Here is a 24118-nt window from a genome sequence, read left to right on the forward strand (position 1 = left end):
ATTGATGATCTGTCAATCCACTTTGACGGCATTCCATGATGAGACGGTATTGTTCTTCGGCAGGTATTCTTTTGCTTCTCATGAGCACACCTCCATAACTTTAATAGAGTAAAATGCTCGCATCTATCATTTCTAGCAAGAAAAGATGAAGTAAAATGCTTGCATTCTCTATTGATTATTATGGGATATTTTTTGGGGCAACACAATCCGTCGAATTATTTTGCACTTACGATTAATGGACAAAAAAACGAACCACACTAACCATGTGATTCGTTATCTTTTATAACAATTCCAATATTTTTAATATTATGAATCTCATCTTTGCCTCTCCAAAAGATTCTTAAAAATTCTACATTACTTCAAGAACTCGAATTGCTATCAATCCAATTCGAACACTAAGCACTTCTGCTGGATTATTAAAATCTATATTCGTTATTTCTATTATTTTCTGCAAACGATATGAAACAGTTCGATAATGAATAAACATTAATTCAGAAGTCTTTTTTAAGCTTTGGTTGACATTCAGATAACATTCCAATGTATCAACCAGCTCTCCATTTTTCTGAATATCGTACTGGCGAAGTTTATTCAATGACTCCGGTATAAACGCTTGCAACTGATTTATATCTTTCATCTTTTCCAGTATCTGATAAAAGAATCCTACCTTTGTACTATCTATAACTGACTTATCCTCGTCTCCGATTATTCGTCTAATAACTTTAATATATTTAAGCGCAATTTTAGAAGATTTAAAAGACTCCTTCAATTCATGGTATCCTGTGACAGTTTTACCTATACCAATCAGAAAATCTATTTCAACTCCCCTATTAACTAGAAATTCTTGTATCGTTTTCTGCAGTTTCTCCAGTTTTTTACGAAATTCCAATCCGGTTTCCCGTTCCGTTTCTCTGTGAATATATACAATCTGGTTGGTTTGCAAAAAAATAGGCTCCCTCGGTAAATAACGTATAATTTCGTTTTCGACCAATTCTGTTTCTTTTATCTGGGCATTGGTAAATTTTTCCATATTCTTTATTGCATCCATACGGAAAGTGACAACCCGATATATCTCTGCATCATTAAGACCAAGCATACCTGCAACTTCATTTTCTTCATCATTTGACAGCGAACCATTCAGCATACGATATTCCAAATCTCTTAGATGTCGTTTTTCAAGATTCTCTTCTAATACATGTCTGATCAAACTAAACTGTAATGTAATGATAATATTCTCTAACGCGATAAAATCTAATTCCCTCAATGGTTCATTCTGTTCTGAAACAACAAAATACATTTCCTGTCTTTCAAATATATTGAGCTTCTTAATATATTCAATATAGTTAGTATTTTTTCTTTTTTGACACAAATATTGATATCTGGTTATAATTCCAGACTTATATTCCGCAATATTTTTTTCAATTCTAAAATCCTGTGTTTCCGAATTACTTGAAAAAAGACAGGTTCCATCTGCGTTATATAAACCGACCGGATTCCCGAGCATGGTACTGATCAAGAAAAATATTCTCTCTATAGATTCCCTTGAATCTATCACGTTCAGTAAAATATTACTTAAATTATCATGTGTCATCTTAAAATATTTCAGTTTTGCAGTTTCAATATCACACAACTGAAGTAGTATATGCTTAATAATCCCCCAAAAATACAAATCCTCAGAAATTTCTATCACGGGCAAATGATGTTCCTGCGAAAATTCCATTAAAATATCAAACAGTCTTTTCAGGTGTTCAGTTCTCTGACAGCACTTTACTATAAATCCACTTATCTGCTTTTTATCCAATTCTTTTAAATGATGCAAAAAAACATCTTCCTCTGTGGCTTCATAGGCTCGCATACTTGTCAGGAGCAGCTCACCCCCCCCAGGAATTTTTCCATATCTGGCACTTCAATGATTCGGACTCCTTTAATTTCACGACCAATTCCAGAATCATCACTTATCAGTTGCATTTCCGAGAAATTGTTTGATTCAAGCAAGTCCTTTACTGTATACCCCATTTGTATTCCCTTCCTTTTACAATTGATTTGATTTATCTTTATTTTGCCTTATTATGTTATGCTATATCTATTTTAATATATTGGTGGAGTTATTTCTATAATTGTTTTTCATATTCTCTAGTTTGTTTTCTTAGCTATTCTGATAACTCATCGGCATCTGGTTTTATAATCTCCGAGACCTTTATGCCCTTTAGTAGATTGTCATAAGTTTGCTGCACATCCAGCAATATTTTATGTACTTTACAATGCTCTGTTGCATTTCTGGAACAAAACCCATCCTCTTCTAAACAACGATTTAATTTCATGGTTACTTCCGTGGAGGATATTATGTCAAACAGAGAAATATCTTCTGTTTTTTTCACAAGTGAATACCCACCTTTTATTCCTTCGCAAGCTGTAATTATATTCGCTTCTTTTAATTTTTTTGTGATCTTTGGAATATAGCTTTCTGGAATCTTTAATTCGTAAGCTAACTCAGACGCAGTGATTACTTCACCACGACAAGCCAGATAATATACTATTCTGATCGCATAATCCGTTGTAATTTTTAATTGCATAATTGCTCCTCTCCAAAACAGGAAAAATCCCGAATTATTATCCTTGCGCTTCATCTTTTATCGCCTCAAGTCTAATAAATTCGGGATATTGTATAACCTTTCATTTCCATATCTGTGCCTGATGCTTCAACTACTACATTTAAGGATAAAAAACATATAGAAAGAATCAAAATCCAAGAACATAAAATTTTTATGTATTTTTTCCATATATTATGCCTCATCTTGTGATTCTCCCTTATTTCTTTTCTGTTTTTTATGGATTAAAACACTTAGACAAATCAGTGAACCAAACAGCAATAAGAAATATCCCATAACAGGACTGTCATCTCCAGTCTTTACGCTATTGGTTTTTCCTAATCCATCCGAATAGGACGGACCAGATGGTTGTGACGGGTTTGAGGGCTGTGTTAGATTCGGCTTTTCTTCTCCCATATAACTGTTTTTAAAAGAGATCGCTTCTATTTTCTCCCCCTTCTCATTTGCTACAATTGTGACAACTTTTAACTGATTCGATTCATTATAGTAAGCCTCGACAGTCACATAGTACCTGTTTTGATCATATTTATAATCATCCTTTTTTTCTGTCGTCTGATAAATGTTATAATGATACTGTCCTGCTGTTTTTACATTCAGTATAATCTCTGTTGCTGCATTCTTTTCCATTGTCCAGGAATACTGCATATTGCGGCTTCCGGCTGGCATTGGTGCGTCGCTTTGATCGGTTGTCATAATATAAGAAAATTCATCTGCAATGCCTTCCACTTCACTGTCAAAGATCTGTCTCACCGGAATTTTCACTACAGTACAGTTATCAGATGCAAACGCTGATATCTGCATGCTCAGAAAAAGGAGCATAGTCACCAATATGACAGCTGTTTTCTTTAAATCAAGAATTTTCATGTTTTTTCTTTCCCTTCTTCTTTAATTTTCTATCTATCAGCAATAGAACGATAATTAGCAAAAGTATCCAGTAGATAACCGGCACCTGAATCATCTTTTCTTTCAATTTATCAATTCCAGTTCCCAGATTCTTGGCTTTCTCTTTCTCAGGATAGACCTGATCCGTAAGCCTTCCTACTAATATATTTCTTCCATTTGTCATGTCTGAGGTACATGTTATCAGAAGAACCAAATGGTCATTTTCAGTAAGTTCAATGTTTCTTTTATGTAAAGCATTGTCCGATATTTCCTGCAGATACGCCTGTTTTGCTGCCGGTTCCTCTGAACTGACACTGAACAGCCGCTCATTATAAGCATCTGCCTGAATCAATGCATAAAATTCAATTCCATGATCTTTTCCATCAAAAAAAAGATTTCCGTATGGATGTTCGTCAAAATACTCCTTATCTGCGAATAGCCCCACATCTCCAAACATCATGTGTTTTTCCATATGGTGTCCATAAATCATATTGTTAAAATCGGAAAAATCCGGTTTGTTTGCACAGTGCAAAAATATGGAACCACTTAAAGAATATTTGCCTTCGGCATCCGTATTCATATAAGTATCATCATCTTCTGCCTGAAGCAGCGGATAATTAACGTTTGTTTCATTTATTCGAATCCAGCCAATAATATCCGGATTGATTTTCTGCAATTCTTCAAAAGATTTCGTATGTTTTTCTGTTGGAATATAGGCTTCGTAGTTCTTCGCATCAGCCGCCTGATATACCTGATTGGAATCCCATAACATATAGCATGACAGGAACATTACCATAAGAATCAGCAATAACGCTATAAAATTCACCATATGATCGACTATTTTGACTAAAAACTTTGCTGCTTTTTTCATATGAAATATTCCTGAAGTTTCCTTTCTTATTGCAAAAGGGAATGCGACGGAGTATCGCCGCACGCATTCCCTTTGCTGTTACTTTTATGATTTTATGTAATTATTTCTGTACTTTTTTGCGTTTGAAAGCAACGAATCCAAACAGTGCTACAGCACAAAGAGCAACCATCAGAACGTATGGAAGAGTGTTCATGATAATACCAGTTGTTGGTACGTTGTTGAATCTGTTGGTTACGTCAACAATGTTCTTTTTCTGGCCGAGTTTACCACTGGCTGTAATTGCTTCATTGTATTTTTGTGCTGCTTTAGATGTCTCCACACCATTAAGTGTAACTACAGTGCTTCCCTTGTAGTTTGCTTTTGCAGCCTCAGTTACGGTAATCGTTGTTCCTACTGGAAGACCTGTGAATTTCATGTTCTCGCCATTTCCCAGCTGGAATGTACATTGTCCAGTCGCGTCTAACGTAACATCTTTACCATCTTTGTCTTTTACACCGCCAAGTGTTTTTGCATCTGTTCCTGCCGGGAATTCAAATTTTGCAGTAAAGTCGAATTTCTCAGTTGGAAGAGATTTTTCGGCATCTGTTACATTCTGAATAACCTTCTTGGATACGTTCAATGCACCGTTTGTTTTATAGTCAGGATCTGGCTTATTCGGATCTGGTTTCTCACCTGTACCAGCTTCCTGTACATAGGTGTTGACAAAGTTGAAACCATTCTTGCTTGCATCACCACCAATATCTACTTTACCTGTTGTTGCTTTACCTTTGTCATCTTTTGTCTTATTTACAATGATCTTATCAATTTCAAGTGTTCCACCAGTTTTCTCAACAACATATACATCCATTCTATACTCAGCATCGGACATAATCAGTTTTTCATATGCTGTCTCTGTAACAGACGGATTAGCCGTTTCGTTCTCTTCTACTGTATAGGAATATCTACCAGCTTCAGGAAAATCAGTGCCTACTAAATTAATTTTCTTAGTTTTTGTAGTTGTACCAAGATCAGTTGTTTCAAAACTGATTGTTGGTATTTCAACAGCATGAGCAGTATGTATTACATCATCCCCCTCCATAATCTGTGTAGCAGTAAAGCTAAATGTCTCTGCTTTTCCCACCTCAGTGTTGTAGGTCTTGCTGATATAGGCTTCCTTTGCATTATTTTTTGTGTCTGTCGTTGTTTGATCCGCTGCCATTGCCGGCATTGCCATTCCCATTGTCATAGCACCTGCTGCGACAATTGCGAGCATTTTCTTAGTGAATTTTTTCATGCTCATTTTAGTTCCTCCCTTGTAAATTATTTTGTTTTTTATTTGATTAACGGCTCTGGTAATTAAATTCCCCTGCTCCGAATAATCGCGATGACTTTTCCTTTGACATCTTTTATATCAATGCAGCCATAAATTCGGCTGTCCGATGCCTGAGGCCTGTTATCTCCAAGTATAAATACCTGGCCGCTCCCGACTGTGACCGGGAAATCCACTCCATCTTTGAATTGGGTGGTATCAAAGTAAATGTCCTGAGATATCTGTTCTGCACCATTTATCTTCAGTCCGTTTTTTGTAATGTCAACGGTGTCTCCTGCTACTGCCACAACACGTCCGGTCGTGGTTCTGCCATCAGCTTCAAACACTGCAACATCACCGGAGATAAACCTTTTATCCAATCGGTAATACATGACCAGATCACCGTCTTTGATTGCCGGTTTCATGGAGACATCATTTATTCTTACAATTCCATAGAGAAATGTAAAAATAAGAAATACTGCTAAGATAATAAATGCAATCTTCAATAACAACTGAACAATATCCTGTGCTACAGATGTTTCCTGTATTATATTGTTGTTTTTATTTGACCGTTCAGTTTCGTTCTTCATCCTATCCTTCCATAAAAATGGATGCCCATAACCCTTCTAGGGGATTTATTTGTTTTAGGTCAACTCAGACATCCACGGTACTAGTTTGTACCCTTTATTATAGTGGTTTATTTTTTTATTCCAATGCAACAAACATGTAAAAAGGCGGATGTATTTTTGCAAGTTTTGTTCCATAGCAGTGTCTATTCCATTTTCCGTCTTCTCCAGAAAAACAGAACCATAACGATACTTATAGCGAGTAATAGCCATACATGCCTGCTTGTTCCCAGACGAACCCCTGTTTCCGGTATTGATTGTGTGTTTTCGTTTGTGATTTTTAACTCAATCACATCTCCTCGTGCAGCCTCAATCCGCTGTTTCATGACAGCCGTATTTTCATTCGATGTTGCCTGAACTGGATTTGAATACTTATCATTCTCTTCTTTTTTAGAAATCGAAACAGCGTATTTTGATGTATCAACAGTTTCTGTTATTATGATATCCGAAGATATATCTACATTTTGTAATGTAACTTTATCTCCATGTTTCAAGGATGTTCTAAGTGTCTTACTACGCAGCTTTTGACCATCTTCCCAATAGAGAATTTCCATATCAAATGGCTTCTTGCGGTTTCCAAGTGGACCAGTGACTTCCTTTGTAATCTCAACCGTCACCCCGCCTTTTTGCGGATGATTGACGATATGTCTGTCCGAAACAGCTCTCCAGGTATTTGTCGTCGGTGATTTCTCATATAGGAATAAAATATCGGATTCTACATCGACCATATATAAATTAAAGTTATCCTGATACTGTGTTTTGGTTTTATCTGCTTTGTTCTTTTTGTTCGGAGTAACAGATTCTACCATCCAGTATCTGCCATCTGGTATCTCCTCCGATAACTGAAGCATTCCATTCTCATCAGTCAGTTGCAAGTCAAAATCAGGATTACACTTCTGACCATCCTTTTTCAGAACGATATCGTCCTTGCTCTGTGTATTGTCATAATCTACTGTATATCCTGTATCATCCGCATATTCTTTCGTAACATCATCATACGGTACTTTGTAGAACAGAAAACCTGCACCAGCAAGTCGGTTTCTTGGAAGATCATCCGTCTTTAAGAAACTTCGTTCAGCAAGATTGAAATGCAGATTCTGCACTTCCAGTTCCATCTTGGAAACATCCTTGAACTCATTCTCATCCTTCGGGAATATTTGTTGTCCATTTGAATCGAAATACTGAATCTCTGGATAAATAACTTCATAATATAGGAAACCATCCCCGTATTCCGAAGAATAATGTGTCTTTCCTATCTCAATTTCTTCCACCTTATATTCCACCGGATTTCTGTCCTGGAATAGTGGAACATTGTCGACTGTGTGTTCCCATCCGTTCTCTTCATTCAGCAGGAATTCCTGTCCTGTAGAAATTCCATTCTGATACAATCTGATTTTCACCTGTTTTTCCGTCAGTGCATCATTTGGATTTTCCCATGTCTTTTTGATATGCAGAGTGCCTGTTTTAGCAAAATTTCGGATATTAAGGCTGGTATCTCCTCGCTGAAACAGAACAGATTTTCCGTCTATCTTACCATCAACTGGTGCCTTAACAGCCTCCTGATTTTCGTTAGCCTCCCTATCCACCAATTTTGCATCAATGATTTTGAATGCTCCATTGGCAATCTCAACGGTGATCTGTATATCTCCTGTGTCTACATATCCCGTCGGTAAGTTTGTCTCTCGCAACAAATACGTCTCAGTTGCTGTTCTGTTCTGTTTGTTTTCATCTTGTAACGGAATGTGAAGTTGTGCGATTCCGTATTTATCAGTTGTTACCGTTTCCTCCTCAACACCGTTCTTACTGACAGCAAAATTGATCTTCTCCATTCCATGTCCGGTAGACTCATCAAATTTGTTCAGTGTGAGTATTCCCTCTTTCTGATAACGGTTCTCCAATTCAATAGTAAGAGTCTCACCACCGCGTCCAATTCCACGTCCTGTGAATTGAATTCCACTTTCTGGATATGCTTCCCATGAATTTACATTATCTCCTTGTTCATGAGAATTGCGGACATTGTACCAACCTGAAAATTTCACATTCGAATCTTTTGGCTTATAGTTGTACTCTTTTAATGTGTATTTCCAGAATGAGTCCGCCTTAACGATCCACGTACAGCTTGTATGTGTATCATCTGTCCATGTACCTACAACTTCTATTGGAGCATCCTCCGCTTGCGGAGCTTCTGCATCCGGTTTCTGGCTATCTTCTGAAGGAAGCACAAGTTTCATATGCTCATGAAATGCAGGTGGCTGAGGTTTTCCATCTAAAAGCTTTTCATCCATATCTACCTGGATATAATAATCTTTCTTGACTTTCTCTATTGCTTCCGGCATTCCGACAAAATCTTTCTTTACTGTCAGGTAACCATTTTTTGCTACAATACGTCCGTCAATATGCCACCCATCGGACATTTCACTTTTGAAAGAATACCAATAAATGGTGAAGAATTCGGTATCTAATTTCGATGGCGGAATCTCCCTGTCTCCGATACGAATCATACGTCCGCTTTCACGAATTGTCTGGAATACCTCTTCATCGGAAGGAATTCTATCTATCTTGTAGATATAGTCTCCATTTCCAATATATCCCTCATCTGGTTTAGTTCCCTGCAAAAGTTCTTGCACTCTCTTATTTCCATCCGCATACTGTTCCCACGTAGATGGATTCTTATTTCCAAGAACTGGAACATCATGCAATATACTTGCCTTCACATTACAGTTTGCCACGGCAACCGCACTTGTATAATCGTCTACATTCGTGGTTGGTAATGCTACCGAACCATCTTCCGGCATCGCTGACTTACAGATATAAAACTGTACCTGTTTTCGATTTTGGTTACTAACCTTACGCCACGCTGCATAGAGGGTGATTGGCTGTCTTGCACTATTATTTATAAGATCAGAAATAGAATCCCCTGCACCGCATTCCTGCCACTTTCCGTCTTTGTTTCTGTAATCCCAATGATCGAATTCATACTGTTCCAACTCTTTGCTGTCATTATCTTCATGATCATAAACTAGCGGATATGGTGACTTAACGTTATGTTTTCCAGCTTCTATTTCATTCTCATAATCATCTGTATGTCTTGTCTTATTCTCAACCTGAGGGGTCAACTTAGCTTCCTTAGGAAGTTTCTTCATATAACGAGTTGTATTATAGATAACCCTGACTGCCCCAGACTCCAGCGGTTTGTCTGCGATCACCTCATAAGATGAGTTAACCTTCGGAATTTCAAATTTTACCTTATCATTTCCGGACGGTTCTGGAAGAACCTCATTTTCGTCCCTGTCATTAGATGTACAACTCCAGACAATCTCCTTGCCATAATACTCACCTTCTAAACTTGCCCTCTTTGGTACTTCCAAAGTATATGCTTCCCCATGGCCTACATACTGTCTCTTAATTGCTTCTCTTTTGGTCAGATTCAGTGGATCCAACACTTCAATCAGATGAAAACTTTCCTCTACACTGAAATGTCTTCCTGCCAGCCCAACCTGAGAAGAAAGTCCTGTCAAACGATCAAAATAATTTTCGATTCTGTCTGGATTCAGTGGGTTTGGCTGTGAGAAATAATAGACAGATACATCTTTCCCGTTTTTCAGGACAGGAATATACCATGTACCATCGTTGTCCTTATAAGGGTGCTGTACAAACACACGGCTGTCTGTCGCATAACCAAACAGAATCTTCTCTTTCTGATCTGCGCCGGGCTCCAGCTTGCTCGGAGTGAAACCAAACTCACTGTAAATTTTAGAAATCGTATCATCTGGTTTAGCTCGCAAATAATAACGACTGGCTCGGCCACTGTTTGCTTTGATTATGTAATGTTGCTCAGCATTGAGGTTCTTTATCAGCTTATAATGTCCATCGATAAATACATAAAAACTGATATTTGCTTCTTTTACCGCAGCCGGCTTTTCTGTATTATCAGGAACAATCACATATGGACGTACTGCATCATCTGGCTGAATAGTAAAGCTCATGGTATGCTCTGCTTCATTTTTACTCCATGTAACCGCTGAAAGAGTACCATCTTCCTTTCTGCATTCCCAGTTTATATCCTGCGTTTGTTCTTCTACACGCGGCTTTGTACTAACTGTTCTTGTAAGTGTTGACTTTCTTGCAACAAAATCAATTGCCGGAAGATCACGCAAAGCTGTTTGGCTGTAAACCTGTCCATCTTCATCCTGTACTGTCACACTGTAAAAACCGTTATATCTATCATCGTCGTGTTCTAGTAAGGTCTTTGCACTCATTGTGGCAATATTCTGTCCGTCTGGCAGGTAATACACATCCATCGGCTCTCCGGACTTTCCTATATAAATACATTCATGACCTTCTATCGTGTATTTCCCTGCATTATGGATTGTATCGTAATCTCTCTTGGAATAATAAAAACGCTCTTTTGCTCCATTTTGAATAGAACCATCGTAATGAAATTTTTCAAAATGCTCTTTTAACTCATCATTAGAAATATAATAATAAACTGTTCCCGGCTTTGTTGTAGTATCTTTTATAACAGGAATTTCTTCGTTTAGAACATTATATCTCTCATTATTTACAAAAGTATAGAATTTAATGTTCAAGGTTGCTGGTGCAAAAGTGTTGCATGCAACCGTATATGGTTGCTCTATCTTTCCAATAGAAAAGGTTAGTTTATCGCCCTGTTTCACCGGAGCAATTGTTTTATTTTCATCCTCACTGGCACAAAGCCAGTCGCTTTCCTTCGTATCTCCTGGATCAACGGAAATTGTGACCGCAGAATCTTTCTTATAGTAACTCACAGTTCGATTTCCATCCGGATTGATCACTGTAACCGAATAGAAACTGTTCTCATTCTGCTTAATCTGGTCTGAATCATTATCCGGAATTTTTTCGCCATCAGATGCTCCTTTTGGCATATAGTAAACATCTGTCGGTACCGTTGTGTCCTGATTGTCCAGGGTGTAGGATACATATTGCTGTCCTTTATAAGTTACCACTGTCGCCTGTGCTAATGTCTTCTCACCACGGACTGTATATGGAAAATAATTTCCGGACTGTGTTTCCTCTGCATTCAAGCCGAACTCTTTATAAATCTCAGCAAGATCACTGACAGATAAATAGCATCTGCCCTGACGGTTCCATTTATACACTTTTTTCAGTGAATCAGCCGGCAGCTTTCGAACCTCATTGTCTGCATATATATAAAACTGAATATCAAAGGCTGTCTGGTCCGCTCTCTGGAGCACATAAGACTGTGTGATCTTTCCGATTGAGAACCTTGTCCGGTTCCCTGATTCCCGTACACCATCTATTACCTTATCATCTGTTCCCATACAGGTCCATTCGATCTGGTCTGTCTGATCCGGCAATTGTGGATTAAAGTCAGACACAACTTCTTCCACTACAGTTCCTGTTAATGCATAACGAATCCGATCCTGCCCTTCTCCCTTTACCTCTACGGAATAAAACGAGTTGTCCTTTTTTACAGAATCTTTTAAATTTAATGCAAGGCCTTTTCCATTTGGAAGGTAGTAAACATCTATCGCTTCCCCTTGTTTATTCTGTCCATCATTGTAAGAAACATATGTCTTTCCGGATTCTGTGTCTGTATAAACTTTTCCGTATTCTATCCTGCTTTTTCCCCGGTATGCAGATACAAACTTATTTTTTGCATCTGGATTCTGACCATCGCTGTTTTTTACAAATCCAAATTCTTCATATATCAGGAGCAGGTCCTCAATGGAAACACCATAGTAGGTAGTTCTTCCGTCTTTCCATGTTGCAATGCCGGTAATGTCATTATGCTGAAGCTTTACCTTGTTTCCATCAATAATAACATAGAAATCAATATCAAATCCTTCGGAAATCTCCTGAAGCCTTGGTGATTCCTCTTGTGCAATCTGCTCCTCAACGGCTTTTTCTTCTTCTGAAAACTCTCCCGGGGATGGAGTAATTTCTTCCTCCGGAATCTCTTCTAATGGCGGGGTGATTTCCTCTCCAGGAGTCTCTTCTGATGGCGAAGTATTTTCTTCTTTCGACGTCTCTTCCGACAATGATGTACTTTCCTCAGGAATAGATTCTTCTGTGTGCAGTTCACCCTCTTGAGTACTATTTATATTTGGAATATTCTCTTCTTCCACTGAAACTGCCAAAACTGTCGTTCCTGCGCTATTCATGCACAAAACCAATAAAAGTGTCCAGGCTATCCATCTTAGCCATCTCTTTTTCCTCTTCACACAAATTCCTCCTAAAAACATATTTTCATTTTCTTAGCTATCTGCCTTTTTTATCCATTCCTTCTGCATTGCCGCTTCCAGAAAACAATGAAGCAGCGGTTGGGAGAACGAGCCACATTCCCCGTTCAGGATCATTTGCAATGCTTCTCCATGAGTCAGTTTACTTTTATAGGGGCGAGGACTGATTAAGGCATCATATGCATCAGCCAGTCCCACAACCTGTGCACAAAGAGGAATTTCTTCTCCATGCAAACCATCCGGATACCCAGCTCCGTCATATCGTTCATGATGATGTCTGCAGATTTCATAACTAAGCGCATTTAATTTGTCTATAGTAAGACCTTTTGGAAACTTCTTTGTCATTTCAGCTCCAACCAGTGGATGTTGTCTCACGGTTTCCATCTCTTCATCTGTCAGCCTGCCATTTTTGTTCAGAATTTCAACAGGCACCCTGATTTTTCCAATATCATGAATTGGCGCCAAATGTGATACAGCTTCTACTTCTTCGTCTGTAATTCCATATTCCGGATAATTTTTCTGCAGTTGGAGATACATCTGCTTTGTAAAGAAAATAATATTGTCCTGGTTTTCCGCTTCTGATAAATTATTATGATCCAGAACTGTAGACAATAATGACACCATATTCCAATATTGCTTGGTCTTATCGCGCTCGTTCTTCTGGAGTTCTCGTTTCATTTCCATTACGGATCTGTAGGTTCTTTTTACATTATGTAATGTAATCATTGCTATATTATCTTTTATATCCACATATTTCTTAGCCCTCATCTTTATATAAGATTTTTCACTCTCTATTCTGCGGTATACGATATCCTGCTCTGCATAGCCATGAACCAGATTTTCTGTTAACTTATCGCTTAACAGGAAATCTCGTAGCTTTGATTTATCAGCATCATGAATAAATCTCTCTATATATATCTGAATAAACGTATCATAATCTTCTGTCTTCCTTGCTATTTCAAAGACCTCTTGATTATGTGAGTAAATGCATTCATACCTATTTGTTTTTAGATTTAATTTTAATGCTACATAAAACCTGTCAAAGTCCTTATCTGTGCAAACCATTGGTTTTTCCTGCTCCATAACTCCACCTCTTACGTAACTCAACCCTTAAAGGTACTAGTTTATGTCAAAAAAATATTCCTTAATACTATTTTCACATATAATAGTATATCGTTCTTTCTATTTTTTATAATGCACAAAATTTGCAAATATGGTGTGTGTATTTTGCAAGAAGTGTTCCATTATATGAATTTTTCCAAAAAGAAAAACGAACCACACTAACCATGTGATTCGTTATCTTTTATAACAATTCCAATATTTTTAATATTATAATTCCGTTTCGAACAGCTAATATCTCAGCCACATTGTCAAAATCCATTCCTGTCAATTCTACTATTTTCTGCAAACGGTATGAAACTGTTCGAGCATGCACGCACATTAACTCTGAAGTTTTTCGAATACTTTGTTTATGATTCAAATAGCATTCCAGCGTATCAATCAGTTCTCCATTTTTCTGAACATCATACTGATGAATCTCATGGACTGTATCTGGTATATATGTTCTTAATTGCTTTTCATCCTTAATATTTGTAAAAACATGAAAGAATCCTAATTTTGAACAATCCACTACTGACTTCTGTATATCACCTGTTATCTTTCTAATGACATCAATGTATTCTATTGCAGTTTTAGAATCTTCAAAAGAATCTTTCAAATCATGATAACCTTTAACACTTTTTCCTATCCCAATCAGGAATTCAAATTGTTCTTTTCTATCTGTCAATTGATCTTGCGTTTCTTTTTGAAATTTTTCCAGCTTTCTTCGAAATTCCCGTTTTCCTTCTTTTTATTTTCCTTGTGAATATATATGATTCGATTTGTATTACAAAAAATATACTCTTTAGGTAGAAATTTTAAAACTGCTTTTTCTACAATCTTTGTCTCTTTTCTTTGTTCAGCACTGAAATTTTCTTTATTGTTTCCAGATTTCAAATAAAATGTGATAACCCGATATTCATCTGTTGCATTAAGATCAAGCAGATTTGCAACATCCTCTTTCTCTGATTCTGACAGCGATCCATTTAGCATTCGATATTCTAAATCTCTATGATATTTCTTTTCAATACTCTTTACCGTTTCATTTTGAATTAAAAAATATAATAAAGCTGAAACTGCCCCCTCTAATGTTATAAAATCTAATTCCATTAATGGTTCGTTTATCTCTGATATTAGCAAATAATACTTACTCTGACCGAAAATGTCGATTTCTTTTATATATTCAACATTATTTCTTTTTTGACGTATATATTCAAGCTGCGTAATGATATTAGGCACATATTTTGGGCTATCCTTTAAAATTTTTAATTCAATTGGTTCTGATGTACTTGAATACATATTATGAAATTGTGCGTCATACAAAGCAACAGGATTTCCAAGCATAGTTTCCAGACCACAAATCAATTTCTCTATTGCTTTCTCTCTAATAGCTCTTCCAGCAAAATACTGACTGATTTCATCTCGAGTTAATTTAGAATAAATAAATTTTGCAACTACGATATTACTACATATTTGAGATAGTACATACTTAATAACCAACCAGTAACTGATATCCTGTGGAAGTTCCAAAACAGGTATATTGTGTTCTTCACAAAAACATACCAAAGTTTCAAACAACTTATTTAAATGAGCTGTATTCTGCTTTCTTTTCACAATAAATCCACTTATCTGCTTTTTATTTAATTCATTTAAGTGACTTACCATCATATGATCATCTAGTTTTTCATAAGCGGGCAAAGAAGTTAGGAGCAACTCACCCCCCCCCAGAAAATTTTCCATGTTGGGAGCTACAATAATTCGAACTCCTCTTATTTCTCTATTGATTCCTGAATTGTCACTAATTAATTTCATCCCTGGGAATTTGTTTGAGTCAATAAAATTTTTTATTGTGTATCCAATTCGTGTTGTACCTCCGTATTTTATAGTATATGTTTATCTAAAACCTAAACATCTGCCAATGATATAGCGGTATTATAGCAAAAAGTAATATTATTTTCCACCTTAAGTAATCTGTATTTTCGCAAATAAATACAGCAAAACTTTATTTATACACTAAAAAAAGATGCAGGAATCAACTTCCCACACCTTCATTAGTAGCCTGGTATCCGCTATTCTAGCACCCCTGTTTATCTCACACCTCAATCAGCTCCTCTCTCCGGCTTATCTTTTCCCTGTTTTTCTTGAATAATCTTCTTATTGATTTCAAGCCGTTCATGAATGGATAATTTCTTATCTTTTCCATCTACCATCTGCTTCTGCTGTGCCGTTTTTCTATCTGTCTTTCCTGCATCCTTAACCACTGCATTCGCTTCGGTACTTGTTACTCGCTCATCTGCTCTTGGGCTTTGTCTGTACATATACATCTGATCGTTTGCTTTCAACTCCTTGTTGTACTCTCGCATCAAATTGTAGGCATACGCTTTAGAAACACCAAGAATTGCCCACACATCATCCACATCCATATACATTTTTTCCTGCACTATACTCATATCGCTTTATCCTCCTTCAAATATTGCTCAACATGTTCCAGACCATAAATCTTGTCCTCTACATAACGGGTTGGCACCCGACCGAGAATCACATAATAGTTCTTACTTGCCAGATCAGCATTCATTCTTTCCACCACCCGGTAAGCAAAAGAAACTGATAACTCAAAGAGTTCGGCAATGTCTTCCACTGATAAATACATTTTTCTTTTACGCATGAAACCATTCCTTTCCTTCTTCCTGTGGAATCTCACAGGTATCTTCTACCCCGTAGAAACGCTTCACAAAATACTTTGTCGGAACTTTTCCTCTAAGCGTCAAATATCCCTGTTCTTCCAGCTCCTTATTCAGATTGCCAATGATCTCATAAGCCGATGTCTGTTTCACCTCCAGAAGTTCACATATATCAGCTGCCTTTAAAAATAATTTGTTCTGCATAATCAGTACCTCCTGTATTTTGAATATTTATCTCTTCATATACTCTGTACTGGCAGATGCAAAATCGGACATCATTTTCCGAAATTTAGCAAATTATTTTAATTTTACAGTTTCCATATGTGTTATCTCTGAATCATGGAGTTTATATCATTGAAAAAGGGTATAAAAAAACAGTCTGCCCTGACGGAAAATATTTCCATCAAAACAAACTGTTCTTCATATTCACACTAATTATATTTTCTGAGCATAGTTACTTTTTGCGAAAATCTCAGATAACTCCGGAAAGAAAACAAAGAAAAAAAATATTTTTTAACTCCATTTGCACTCCACTGGAACATCCAGACAGCCCGCAAAGCCTTTATTTATGGGCTTTTTCGCAATTTAGTCCGCTACTCAAACTCGACAATCACTAATCAAGTTTGTTTAGAGATTATTTGTTGCCGTGTTCGTTTTTCTTTCAATTACTTGATTTATCCATATTATCCTGCCTATACGAGCTAATGTTATCAGTTTGTTATCGGTATTGATAACACTACTCCGTAACTGTGGATAATAAACTTTTCACTAATTGTTAATATTTTTTCTTTTTAATACAGACTCCACTCTTTTTCGCACATAAGATGTTTGTTTAACATAGGAGAAAACAAACAATAAAATCAATAAGATCAAGAGAATCCAATCCTTATTTTCTTGTAAAAAAGTAATTTTATTTTTTAGACATACTTCATTAATGGAAGCCCCCAATTTATACACAAATGCACAAATAAATGTAGATAACAATGTTCTATATGTATTGTTAGTTTCTGACAATGTGTCCACTAAAGGGTCAATACCGCTTGCCTTCACATAGTCCTGATAAGGTGCATATTTTATTATCCTAATTTTTTTCATTACCGGCTCAATTATGATTGATCCTATCCGGCTCAACACCATACCAACAAAATAAAATACAATCAAATTCTCAAACCAATTATTCGATAATAAATTTGTTCCAAACATAATTTTTAATACATAGACAAATAATATTCCTGGATACAAATTATTGACAATGTTATATGACGAGATTTTCTCAACTATCTGTGCTAATATTTCTTCCATAGTATTATCCCCCCTTATATAGTCATTATATACCAGCCACCATATGTTTCATCATAAAAAGTATCAGGATTACGTTTTTTAGCAAATACTTTATATGTCACATATACATCCATTCCAGATTCACCATTGGTATTAATAATAATGCAGTTTGCCTGATTATTTGTAATATGATCTAAGCCTCTATTATTCCAAGATGAGTAATCCAAATATTCACTCTTTGCATTTCCAAATAATGTTAATTTAGGATTTAATACATCTAAATACTCATCATCCCCCCCTGTTTTTCGACCATGATGCGGCGCTATCAAAATATCAACATCTTTTACATCTTCCTCATGATTCTCCAAAATATAATTCCATGTTTTTTCAGCTGAATCTCCAGCAAATATGATCTTTTTATTATTTCCTGTTCTATATAAAATAACATATGAACAATCATTATAATCTTTTGATTTATTTGCCTCTGCTACCAAATCGGTTGTAGGTGCAAGCAAATATAATCCATCTGCTCCTGATTTACCATCTTCTGTTTGGTTATAATATTTTCCTTTTTGTCCTGCATACAAATTCAAAACCTTAGGAGATGACAAAGATGTTCTGATCTCTTGATAAAAATCCCAATCTGCTTTATCATATCTTCCCCAAGACGTATTATCGTCCATCACTTTCGCATTTTCAGTATCCCAAAAATTCAAAACTTCAAATGTTTCAAACAAATCTTTAATTCCATCCATATGATCCATATCTGGATGTGTCAAAACAAATCTGAAAATTGTGCTTACATTTCTATCTTTCAGATACTCAATCGGATTTACAGGATAGTTTTTTTGATTATGATTTCCAGCCGATGATGCACTTTCAAATATATTAGTTACTTCTTGTCCATTGGATATATCAATTATGGTATTATGTTCAGATGGATGTTCTATCCAAATACAATCGCCTTCATTTACGTTTAAAAAATGTACAATTCCCATATATGCCTCTCTTATATTCATCTAACCTTTTAAATTATACTATAATTTCTCTACCACTTAATTACTTTTTTCTGAATTTTTAATTAGATTTTGTTGCAATGCTACAATCGCTTCCTGATTCTTTTTAAGAATTTCAAGCTGCCGATATGCTTTTTCTCGTAATATCTTTAGTCGTTCAATTTTAGGCACTTCCTGTCTTATCAAATCTGCATTTGTATCTTCCAGATTGATAAGCACAACCAATTCTTCTGCTGAAGCAAAATCTCTGATATTAGGAGTTTTCCCCTTTATTCCTTTTTCACTTCTCCATTGTGCTGCTGTTTTTCCAAACAAAGCCATATTTAGAATATCTGCTTCTGACGCATATGTATATGCCATTTCCTGCGGAGATAATGTGGGAGTTATCAAAAATTCTTTTACTGCATCTGTGTGGATACGATAGTTTATTTTTGAAAGTTCTCTCTTTACATCCCAGCCAATCGCTAACCGATCTGCTTCATCTTTCTTTAATCGCTGATAATCTTTGATGATATAAAGCTTAAACTCCGGTGAAATCCATGAAGCAAACTCAAAAGCAATATCTGTATGTGCATAAGTACCGCCATATCGTCCTGATTTTGATACGATACCGATTGCATCTGTTGCTTTTATCCACTGTTGTGGTGTCAATGTAAAAGCATTATCTCCCGACTCTGCTTTAAACCTATCGAATTCGATAGGTTTAAAATTAGGATTGTGAATCTGTTCCCACAATCCTAAGAATGAAATTGTAGAATGGTTACGCATCCAATTGGCAACTACAATAAAAGCATTATCCGGATTTTTATACTTGGCAATATCTGTAAGAGAAATATATGCATCTTCATTAACAACATCGCCCATCACTCTGATTTCTGTCCCATTGGCATCTATTTTCATATTCTTCATATTTTCTCTTCACCCCTCCCATTCTATTTTTCAAATATGCTTTACACTTGTGCTACAAGTATATCACACACCATTTCATAAATAAATCCACAGTTAAAATTTTACGTTGATAACGAATTTCAATGTCTATTTCCTTAAAATACAGCCTAATAGAAAAACAACAGGCAATCTCATAGACTGCCTGTCATCTAAAATAACCCATATAGAATTTTAATTATTCAAACTCTACAAAGACTAACGCTTTTTGTTTAGGAATTATTCTCTGTAATGTTTCTCGTTCTTTTGATTATTTGATATATCCATATTATCCTGCCTATACGAGCTAATGTTATCATTTTGTTATCGGCATTGATAACACCTACTCGATAACTGTGGATAATAACTATATGTAGCATGTCAAATTATAAGCTATTTTGCTTAGAGATTCAACACAAAACTGAAATTTTACTTTTCCTTATATTCATCTGGTATTGCTATTTGAAATGTTTCACACAACAGCATCACATCATGCACATCATTTTTATCGTGTTCATATCCCAAATGAAGCATTACCTGACTCAATGGTTCAATACAAGAAACAGTTATATCTCCAACTTTTCCAATACCGGAAAAAGTTTTTGATGGAAATATATCTCCCTCATAAACAATTCCGTCATCTGTAAATTCAAAACAATGTAAATCAATGATTCTTTGTTTATCATCTTTCCAGACAGTATGACCATCCGTTGTATAATCAGTATTTACTTCCTCAAATCCATGCTGCTTAATCACATAAATATAATCATGATAATGTTTCAGTTCAACAAACAAATCAATATCATTGTGTATTCTTGATTCTCTTTTAAGAAGTGCATCAACACCCCATCCGCCATCTAAATATACTTTAATTTCGTTTTGCAAAGCATATTTTATAATTTCACATGCATCTTCTGTACGTACCATAATCTATCCTCCAAATTCAAATCTTTGTATGCTTTCCAACTCACTAAAAGCCTGAAATTTGTCAGTCTTTCATCCTTTTTGTTATCAATCACCAATTAGCTGTAATCCATTAGGATTTAGCTGATATATTTTATCGCACACCTCTTCAATATACTTTCTATCGTGAGAAATGCTAATGACAGCCCCCGGAAATTCTCGGAGCATTTTTCTTATTACCGGACCGGACAATGGTGAAAAATTTCTTGTCGGTTCATCCAGAATAAGAACATTTGCACCACTTAAGCTCATCCTCAAGAGAAGCACTTTCGCCTTTTGTCCGCCTGATAACTCCCGAATCGGATGCTCCATTTCATCTGGTGTGTATTTAAGTGAACCAAGGTATGTTCTAATTCTTGTACGCTCTTCTTTATCTCCTGTTTTATCAAGGTAATCAACCGGTGTAACATCCAAATCCAGCAGGTCTTCATAAGTTTGAGGCATATATTCTGCTTTAATGTCATTCCGATTTAGGAGTTCTTCCGCTATCTTTTTTAGAAGAGTCGTTTTTCCTGCCCCGTTGGCTCCTATCATACAGATTTTTTCTGAACCTTTTATTTTTAAATGAATTCCTTCTGCTAAAATTCTTTTGCCATCCGGAGTCACAAGCTTTGAAAGTTCATATTCTATGACCGTTTTTCCTGCGGGAATGTGTGAGTTTTCATCCCCTAATTTGACAAAGATTGCTTCTTCCTGTTCCGGCATCTGAGTCATATTTTCATCTTCTTTTTCAAATCTTCGTTCCATTGCCTTAACCGTATGCATTTTGTCCTTTAAGTTTTTGGCAACAGACGGTGCTTGTCTGGTACAACTTCTTAATGCACCTTGTACACTCTGCATAACTCTTTGATATTTTTCATCGCGAATCTTTTTCTCCCTACGGTCACTCAGTGCCCGCTGTTTTTGGATTTCAAATTTATGAAGCCGTTCTTCCACATAGCGTCTATAGGGAAGCTTTGCCACGGTATATCTCGCCTTTGTTTTTCGTATAATCTGCTCGATATGTATCACCATGTTGGCAGTACGCTCTATCAGCGTTTCATCGTGTGAAATAAAAAGCACAATGTGCTTCCAGTCATTTATGATTTTTTCCAGTAATGTAAGCGTCGCAATGTCGATGTCATTGGAAGGTTCGTCCAACAACAGCACAGAAACATCGCGAATGAAAAGCCTCATAAGTTGTGTCTTGACTTTTTCGCCTCCTGAAAGACTACCCATTGTCTGGTTACTGTAGAAAAAATCATTTTTCATTCCAAATTTTCCCGCAATAACAGACAATTCTTTAGGCGTTTTCTCCCAGAATATTTCCTCTTCAGAAAAATATTCGTATATTGTTTTTTCCTTATCTTCATCGAGCATCTCCTGCGGAAGATAACCAAGACGTTCGTGTCCCATTATCCTTTCCCCATCTGCTTCTATATAGTTTTCTACAAGCGACGGATTGTATATCCACTTCATTAATGTCGATTTCCCATTTCCCTCTTCTCCAATAATAACTGCCTTATCTCCATCATTTAGCACAAGGTTGAAATCATTAAGAATTATTCTCAGGTCTTTTTTATGTGTTAAATTTAATTTTTTTATCTGCAACATTAAAGTTTCTCCTTTTCGAAGTCTGAGCCAATTATTATTTTGAACACACAAAAACGAGTCTTTTTTGCATACGCAAAAATAGACTCGCTAAATAGCCCCTTATTTCTTTTCCAAAAGGAAAACAAAGGAAATGCCTCTTGCGATAATCCAACTTAAGCGTACACAAAACAAACCTATTCTCTACAGGCTCAATAACTATATGTGTCTTACTTAAATCAAATTATCTATTAATCATTTCCTCACCTTACACAAAATGTGCCTTTCTTTCTTCTAATGGCAATACTATCATACTGTATTTTTTGTGTCAATACATTTCACCTTATGGAAGTGCAAATTAAAATTTTCACTTCCTAATTATACATCCAACCATTACGAAATTCAATCTTTCACAACCTCTTTACAACCACAACCACAGCACTCCAGCAAACGCAGGAGCACCATACCGTAAAACGCTTATGTGTAAATCAACTCCGTTCCTACAACTTCCCTCACACAAGCCTGAATATTATTCATTCTTCCAATCCATTCGTAGGGATTATCTTTCTTTAATTGTTCCGTCACATCTTGTCTGTCGGCATATTCCTTTACCAGTCGAAGAAACATATCCTCTGCTTGCTTATCGACTTCTGCAAGATAACTATGCAGCTTTCCGCTTGTCAGCAGGTTCATATATAACACTTTATAGTGTTCCTTTAAATGCCTTGCATGTCGTTTCCCCCATAAACCAATCGGCTCTATTTCTTCTTCGGCTGGTACTGTGATGTTCGGCAATAAATAATCACCCACCTGTCTATAAGTTCCGCCCATTTCTTCAAAAATTGTCTTTGTCATTTTCCTTTTCCTCCTGTGATTTTTGTCTATCGTGATCGTGTATTATCACGCTTGCGACCTTTAACTGTTCTTGCCTGCTCCAACAAATCATCTATCTGTTTGCGACCAAAAACCTTACGGAGCAGGCTGTAATCTTTATTTTCTGCTTTTAGGATTTTGTTTTCTTCGGTCAATCTTTCATTGACTTTCTCCAAACGCTGATTGGTGCGGTATAACTGTGCATTCGCTGTATTCAGCCTATGATAGTTGTCCCACCCCTCAAAGCAGCGGGCAAGCACCGTTTTGACAAGTTGCTTCAATTTCCTTACAACCGGCTCTGCCATTTTGGTTTTATATGCCTTTGCAGTCATAAATTTCTCTGGTTCTGGCAACTGATATTTCGGTGCAGTATCAAGCTCTATTTCAAGATTTGACAGCTCGTCTTTTGCCTTATCATAGTTCAATACTCGTTCCGACAACACATCAAATTCAATCTGTTTCTGCTCGATTTTCGCACCTAATGCCGCCACTTCTTTTTCTCTTTCCTGCTTTTTATAATCCAAAACAGAAAGATGTTTTTCGTGTGTGCCTAAATGTTCCCACTCAATCCCATAACGTTCCATCACCGCCGCAAGCTGTTCTTTTTCGGACTGTATCCATTGCGACCACTCCGTATCGCCACGACTGCCGCCCTTAAAACCTTGCGTTGCAAGAGCCTGCTTTAGTGACACTCTTGTATCAAGTCCACGCTTGCTGCCTGTGGTAAAAGGTACAAAATCTATGTGCAGATGTGGTGTAGCTTCATCCATATGCAGATGAGCCGAGAACACCCGAAGCTGTGGATTTCGCTCCTGAAAACCCTGATAGTATTCATCTAAAATCTGCTTTGCCAGTTCTCCGTTTTCCGTATCGGCGTTCATATTTCCCTTACCGCCCACCTGTAAAATGATTTCGTGGAACGGTTTTTCCTGCTTGGAACTTCGGATTTTTTCATAATAATCTTTTATCTTTCGGTCTGACCTTATCTGCTTGGCATTGTATCTTTCCAATGCTTCATCAAACAATTCGTGATAAACTGTCTTTATATTTTCATTGCAGTAGTCGATATTGAGATGAGTACGAGTTCCGTCTACATTTTCTGCTCGGAACTTTCGGCTATTGTGATTGACCGAGCCTTTACCGACCATTGCACTTATCGTTCTCTGCATTTTTTCATCTCCCATCTGTAAATTTCAAC

General features: G+C 36.5%; 21 protein-coding genes. All 21 read right to left on the reverse strand.

What is annotated here, in order from left to right; all coding sequences use genetic code 11:
• Positions 1-349: 349 nt before the first annotated feature.
• Positions 350-1852: a PucR family transcriptional regulator gene (locus DWX32_RS19765; RefSeq protein WP_199671262.1), complete on the reverse strand. Its 1503-nt coding sequence runs from the start codon at positions 1850-1852 to the stop codon at positions 350-352.
• 5 nt (positions 1853-1857) lie between these two features.
• On the reverse strand, positions 1858-2013 hold the full coding sequence (locus DWX32_RS19770; protein ID WP_199671263.1) for a hypothetical protein: 156 nt from the start codon (positions 2011-2013) through the stop codon (positions 1858-1860).
• 134 nt (positions 2014-2147) lie between these two features.
• Positions 2148-2624 (reverse strand): RrF2 family transcriptional regulator, encoded by a 477-nt coding sequence (locus DWX32_RS02255; protein WP_082424891.1) that lies wholly within the window; start codon positions 2622-2624, stop codon positions 2148-2150.
• Between the two features lie 156 nt (positions 2625-2780).
• A complete protein-coding gene (locus tag DWX32_RS02260; protein WP_055227179.1) occupies positions 2781-3470 on the reverse strand; it encodes a Spy0128 family protein in 690 nt (229 codons plus the stop codon).
• Entirely contained in the window at positions 3457-4359 is a 903-nt protein-coding gene (gene srtB, locus DWX32_RS02265; protein ID WP_199671264.1) for a class B sortase, read from the reverse strand. The genes DWX32_RS02260 and srtB overlap by 14 nt, the downstream gene beginning before the upstream one ends.
• A gap of 100 nt (positions 4360-4459) precedes the next feature.
• Complete coding sequence (locus DWX32_RS02270) at positions 4460-5638, reverse strand: DUF7601 domain-containing protein (protein ID WP_118600669.1); 1179 nt, start codon at positions 5636-5638, stop codon at positions 4460-4462.
• Positions 5639-5694: 56 nt separating this feature from the next.
• Positions 5695-6237, reverse strand: a complete 543-nt coding sequence (lepB, locus tag DWX32_RS02275; protein ID WP_118600671.1) for a signal peptidase I — start codon at positions 6235-6237, stop codon at positions 5695-5697.
• Between the two features lie 182 nt (positions 6238-6419).
• Positions 6420-12497 carry a Cna B-type domain-containing protein gene (locus DWX32_RS02280; protein WP_243037537.1) on the reverse strand — a complete coding sequence of 2026 codons (6078 nt, stop codon included), beginning with the start codon at positions 12495-12497 and terminating at the stop codon, positions 6420-6422.
• Between the two features lie 33 nt (positions 12498-12530).
• Entirely contained in the window at positions 12531-13598 is a 1068-nt protein-coding gene (locus DWX32_RS02285) for an HD-GYP domain-containing protein (RefSeq protein WP_118600675.1), read from the reverse strand.
• Positions 13599-13818: 220 nt separating this feature from the next.
• Positions 13819-14301 carry a PucR family transcriptional regulator gene (locus DWX32_RS02290; RefSeq protein ID WP_158579541.1) on the reverse strand — a complete coding sequence of 161 codons (483 nt, stop codon included), beginning with the start codon at positions 14299-14301 and terminating at the stop codon, positions 13819-13821.
• Entirely contained in the window at positions 14298-15497 is a 1200-nt protein-coding gene (locus DWX32_RS02295) for a PucR family transcriptional regulator ligand-binding domain-containing protein (protein WP_330421810.1), read from the reverse strand. The genes DWX32_RS02290 and DWX32_RS02295 overlap by 4 nt, the downstream gene beginning before the upstream one ends.
• Before the next feature lie 215 nt (positions 15498-15712).
• Complete coding sequence (locus tag DWX32_RS20835; protein ID WP_242856687.1) at positions 15713-16063, reverse strand: hypothetical protein; 351 nt, start codon at positions 16061-16063, stop codon at positions 15713-15715.
• Positions 16060-16278 carry a hypothetical protein gene (locus tag DWX32_RS02305; RefSeq protein ID WP_055227196.1) on the reverse strand — a complete coding sequence of 73 codons (219 nt, stop codon included), beginning with the start codon at positions 16276-16278 and terminating at the stop codon, positions 16060-16062. Before DWX32_RS02305 ends, DWX32_RS20835 begins: the two co-directional genes overlap by 4 nt.
• Positions 16271-16498: a hypothetical protein gene (locus DWX32_RS02310; protein ID WP_008705329.1), complete on the reverse strand. Its 228-nt coding sequence runs from the start codon at positions 16496-16498 to the stop codon at positions 16271-16273. Before DWX32_RS02310 ends, DWX32_RS02305 begins: the two co-directional genes overlap by 8 nt.
• Before the next feature lie 564 nt (positions 16499-17062).
• A complete protein-coding gene (locus tag DWX32_RS02315; protein WP_118659185.1) occupies positions 17063-17596 on the reverse strand; it encodes a hypothetical protein in 534 nt (177 codons plus the stop codon).
• 14 nt (positions 17597-17610) lie between these two features.
• Positions 17611-18573: a ComEC/Rec2 family competence protein gene (locus DWX32_RS02320; protein ID WP_199671265.1), complete on the reverse strand. Its 963-nt coding sequence runs from the start codon at positions 18571-18573 to the stop codon at positions 17611-17613.
• A gap of 57 nt (positions 18574-18630) precedes the next feature.
• Positions 18631-19500, reverse strand: coding sequence for a KilA-N domain-containing protein (locus tag DWX32_RS02325; protein WP_118659187.1), 870 nt, complete (start codon positions 19498-19500; stop codon positions 18631-18633).
• Positions 19501-19944: 444 nt separating this feature from the next.
• On the reverse strand, positions 19945-20442 hold the full coding sequence (locus DWX32_RS02330) for a nucleotidyltransferase domain-containing protein (protein ID WP_009247521.1): 498 nt from the start codon (positions 20440-20442) through the stop codon (positions 19945-19947).
• 84 nt (positions 20443-20526) lie between these two features.
• The gene (locus DWX32_RS02335) at positions 20527-22071 is read right to left on the reverse strand and encodes an ATP-binding cassette domain-containing protein (protein ID WP_009247522.1); all 1545 of its coding nucleotides are present in this window, start codon (positions 22069-22071) and stop codon (positions 20527-20529) included.
• 453 nt (positions 22072-22524) lie between these two features.
• Entirely contained in the window at positions 22525-22902 is a 378-nt protein-coding gene (locus DWX32_RS02340; RefSeq protein WP_009247523.1) for a TnpV protein, read from the reverse strand.
• Positions 22903-22928: 26 nt separating this feature from the next.
• Complete coding sequence (locus DWX32_RS02345; RefSeq protein ID WP_019190307.1) at positions 22929-24068, reverse strand: plasmid recombination protein; 1140 nt, start codon at positions 24066-24068, stop codon at positions 22929-22931.
• Positions 24069-24118: the final 50 nt, after the last annotated feature.

This window comes from Blautia sp. AF19-13LB (assembly GCF_003479105.1).
Lineage (GTDB): Bacteria > Bacillota > Clostridia > Lachnospirales > Lachnospiraceae > Fusicatenibacter > Fusicatenibacter saccharivorans.

Excerpts from the sequence above, each read along its gene's own strand:
- DWX32_RS02320 (WP_199671265.1), bottom strand. The coding sequence starts at position 18,573 with ATGGGAATTGTACATTTTTTAAACGTAAATGAAGGCGATTGTATTTGG.
- DWX32_RS02260 (WP_055227179.1), bottom strand. The coding sequence starts at position 3,470 with ATGAAAATTCTTGATTTAAAGAAAACAGCTGTCATATTGGTGACTATG.
- DWX32_RS20835 (WP_242856687.1), bottom strand. The coding sequence starts at position 16,063 with ATGAGTATAGTGCAGGAAAAAATGTATATGGATGTGGATGATGTGTGG.
- lepB (WP_118600671.1), bottom strand. The coding sequence starts at position 6,237 with ATGAAGAACGAAACTGAACGGTCAAATAAAAACAACAATATAATACAG.
- DWX32_RS02345 (WP_019190307.1), bottom strand. The coding sequence starts at position 24,068 with ATGGTCGGTAAAGGCTCGGTCAATCACAATAGCCGAAAGTTCCGAGCA.
- DWX32_RS02315 (WP_118659185.1), bottom strand. The coding sequence starts at position 17,596 with ATGGAAGAAATATTAGCACAGATAGTTGAGAAAATCTCGTCATATAAC.
- DWX32_RS19770 (WP_199671263.1), bottom strand. The coding sequence starts at position 2,013 with ATGGGGTATACAGTAAAGGACTTGCTTGAATCAAACAATTTCTCGGAA.
- srtB (WP_199671264.1), bottom strand. The coding sequence starts at position 4,359 with ATGAAAAAAGCAGCAAAGTTTTTAGTCAAAATAGTCGATCATATGGTG.
- DWX32_RS02340 (WP_009247523.1), bottom strand. The coding sequence starts at position 22,902 with ATGACAAAGACAATTTTTGAAGAAATGGGCGGAACTTATAGACAGGTG.
- DWX32_RS02305 (WP_055227196.1), bottom strand. The coding sequence starts at position 16,278 with ATGCGTAAAAGAAAAATGTATTTATCAGTGGAAGACATTGCCGAACTC.
- DWX32_RS02310 (WP_008705329.1), bottom strand. The coding sequence starts at position 16,498 with ATGCAGAACAAATTATTTTTAAAGGCAGCTGATATATGTGAACTTCTG.
- DWX32_RS02270 (WP_118600669.1), bottom strand. The coding sequence starts at position 5,638 with ATGAGCATGAAAAAATTCACTAAGAAAATGCTCGCAATTGTCGCAGCA.
- DWX32_RS02285 (WP_118600675.1), bottom strand. The coding sequence starts at position 13,598 with ATGGAGCAGGAAAAACCAATGGTTTGCACAGATAAGGACTTTGACAGG.
- DWX32_RS02335 (WP_009247522.1), bottom strand. The coding sequence starts at position 22,071 with ATGTTGCAGATAAAAAAATTAAATTTAACACATAAAAAAGACCTGAGA.
- DWX32_RS19765 (WP_199671262.1), bottom strand. The coding sequence starts at position 1,852 with ATGCGAGCCTATGAAGCCACAGAGGAAGATGTTTTTTTGCATCATTTA.
- DWX32_RS02330 (WP_009247521.1), bottom strand. The coding sequence starts at position 20,442 with ATGGTACGTACAGAAGATGCATGTGAAATTATAAAATATGCTTTGCAA.
- DWX32_RS02325 (WP_118659187.1), bottom strand. The coding sequence starts at position 19,500 with ATGAAGAATATGAAAATAGATGCCAATGGGACAGAAATCAGAGTGATG.
- DWX32_RS02255 (WP_082424891.1), bottom strand. The coding sequence starts at position 2,624 with ATGAAGCGCAAGGATAATAATTCGGGATTTTTCCTGTTTTGGAGAGGA.